This is a genomic window from Candidatus Zixiibacteriota bacterium (assembly GCA_020853795.1).
Classification (GTDB): Bacteria; Zixibacteria; MSB-5A5; order CAIYYT01; family CAIYYT01; genus JADJGC01.
The window spans coordinates 1-2,996 of record JADYYF010000143.1; the positions used below are offsets into that span (position 1 = coordinate 1).

2 protein-coding genes are annotated in these 2,996 nt (G+C 59.4%); both read right to left on the bottom strand.

The window, feature by feature from the left end; genetic code table 11:
- The coding region (gene prsR / locus IT585_11410; GenBank protein MCC6963849.1) for a PEP-CTERM-box response regulator transcription factor at positions 1-1,216 on the bottom strand (1,216 nt) is incomplete at its 3' end.
- On the bottom strand, positions 1,213-2,996 hold a 1,784-nt coding region (prsK, locus tag IT585_11415; GenBank protein ID MCC6963850.1), incomplete at its 5' end, for a PEP-CTERM system histidine kinase PrsK. The genes prsK and prsR, both read right to left, overlap by 4 nt.

Here is a 2,996-nt window from a genome sequence, read left to right on the forward strand (position 1 = left end):
CCTCTTGCAGCGACTTCATTTCCGCCTCGGGTGTTGCACTGAAACCGAGGTCAACCGCGCTGATTCGGTTTGAACCGCACAGAATCACGGCGCGTTTAATGCGGTTCTCGAGTTCGCGGATATTGCCGGGCCATTCGTAAACCCGCAGGGCTTGCAGTGCCGAACTGGTGAAGGAAAGATTCAGTTTGCGGTTTTCTTCGCCATAAGTACGCAACAGGAAGTCGGCGATCAGGAGCACGTCATCTTCCCGCTCCCGCAGCGGCGGCAATTCGATGGTGATCACCGAAAGCCGATAGTACAGGTCTTCGCGGAATTGCTTGCGGGCAACCTCGGCCTCCAGCGAACGATTCGTCGCGGCGATCACGCGGACATCGACCTGAATCGTTCCCCGCCCACCGACCCGCTCGATAATCTTGTCCTGCAGGAAGCGCAGAAGTTTCACCTGGAGTTGCAGCGACAACTCGCCAATTTCATCGAGGAAGAGGGTGCCCTGATTGGCGAGCTCGAACTTGCCGAGCTTTTGCTGGAACGCGTCGGTGAACGCCCCCTTCTCGTGGCCGAATAGTTCCGATTCGAGCAGAGTTTCCGGGATGGCCCCGCAGTTGATCGTGACAAACGGTTTGTCGGCGCGCTCGGAGCGTTGATGGATGGCTTTGGCGATCAGCTCCTTGCCGGTCCCCGACTCGCCGGTAATCAGCACGGTGTATGGTGTCGTCGCGACGGTGTCGACGACCTTGAAGACCTTCTGCATGCGCGACGATGTGCCGATGATGTTGCTGAAGCCCTTCTGTTGGCTCAGCACTGCGGACAGACGAGCGTTTTCCAGTTCAAGTTTCTGGAGATACACGGCCCGTTTGATGATGACGGATAGCTCGTCCAGATCGATCGGCTTGACGTAGAAGTCGAAGGCGCCGTGTTTGACGGCGCTCAAGGCGTTGTTGCGTTCGCCGTTGCCGGTCACCATGATGACCTTTAAGGTCGGATCGATCTCCAAAAGCTCCGGCAGCAGCGCCAGACCCTCCTGGGAGTCGCCATACGGCGAAAGGGCCAAATCGAGCAGGACGACGTTGGGGTGGCCGGCGCGGGTGTGCGCCAGAGCTTCGGCTGCGGTGGCAGCGGACAAAACCTCGTAGTGGTCTTCCAGTGCAAAGCTTAATTGCGTGCGGATGCCGACTTCATCATCGACGATCAGGATCGTGGCTTCTTTATCGCTCATGCCCGCCTCAATTTGAGCTTGAAGGTTGTTCCCTGTCCGGCGACCGAAGACACCGTCAGGTTCCCGCCCATCTGCTCTACCAGTTCGCGCGACTGGAACAAACCGATGCCCAGTCCGCTGGACTTGCTCGTCTGGAACGGCCGAAACAGGCGGTCGCGCATGAACTCGGGAGTCATGCCGACGCCGGTGTCACTGACGGCCACGACAAGGTGCCGGTCGTCCGCCTGCGCGTTGAGCCGCAGTTCGCCGCCGTTCGGCATGGCCTCGACGGCGTTGATCAATAAGTTCGCCAGCACGCTGCGCAATTTCTCCTCGTTTCCCGTCACCGGCGGAACGGCGGCAATGGCGTTGACCAGAGCGATTTTCGGCCGCGCATTCAGGTTCATTTCCCTGATCAAATCTACCACAATCGCCGCCAAATCGCAATTGGTCAAAGCGAAGTCGATCTGCTTGGCGGGAGAAGTCAGGCGGCTGATCAGGCGCTTCATGCGCTCCTGTGCACCGCGCAGCGTTTCCAGGGTCATCTGCTGGAAGCGCGGGTCATCGAACTTCTTCTCGGCATTCTGGAGGATCATCGAAACCATGGAAACGAGATTCTTGACGTCGTGAACGACGAACGAAGAGATCTTCGTAAACGACGCCAATTCCCGGGTTTCGAGCAGTTTTTCCGATTGACGCGCGCTGAGCAGCGACATGGCGAGCTGGTGCGACATCGAGTCGATCAGGAAGCGCATCTCGGCGCCAAGCGGCGCACCGGGCGTGCCGCTGATGAAGCCGACGAATTCCCGGCGGGCCGACAGTGGAATCAACTCGTGGCCGCGAGCAGCTACCGGCAGTGCCGGATCAGCCGCGTCAGGCCGTCCGGACGCCGGCCGGAATTCGGAGACGCTGACGGTGCGGCCCTTGCGAAAGAGCCAATCCTCCAGTTCCGGTAGTTGCAGCGCCTCGAGCGCAACGGTGGGATAGCTTTCGTAGAACTCGCCGGCACGCTCCCCCCGCAGATAAAAGCGAACATCCCTCATACCGCATTTGCGCCGCAGGACGCTTTCCATCTTCTCGAACATTTCCCGGCGATCCGTTGCGGCGGTGACCTCTTCGGCGAATGCCGTGAGTTCGGCCAGCAGGTCGGCGCGGCCGCCATAGACAGAGCGATCGACGAGGCCGCGCCAGCGTTGGCGAATCGAGCCGGACAACAGCAAGGCGACGAAGAGCACGATCATCAAGAACGCCGCCAGGACCGACATGAATACTTGCGGACTGCCGCCGAGGGAGACCAGCAACTTGACAGTAAGGCCGATCACGACGAAATAGGCGCCGACCAAGAGGACCGCGACGGAAGAATAGACCGCCTCGCGCGAGATGACGACCCCCTGCCCTTTTTGCTCTTCGAACACGACGAAGCGCGACAGCAGAATCAGTGCGACAATCATCAAGGTCGCGCCGAGTTGAACGCTGAGAAATTCTATGCGCGACAGCAGCAAACCCAACATGCCGGAAATCAGGTTTAATCCCAGCAACAGCGCGACGGCCAGCAGCGACGGCAGCAGTTGTTTGCGCAGGTTGCCCTGCGAAGATCGGTAGGTGCTTTCGAGCTGGAGCAGACCAAAGGTATTGGCGGCGATCAAGAGTGCCAGATAGTACTTGCCGTAGGCTGTGATGGCGATGTGGCGCGTGCCCAACTCATCGACCGCGAAATTAAAAAAGTAAGTGAAGAAACCGAAGCCGGTAGCGGCAACGAGCAGGGTCGCCACCGCGGACATGGTCAAGGAGCGGATCCGAA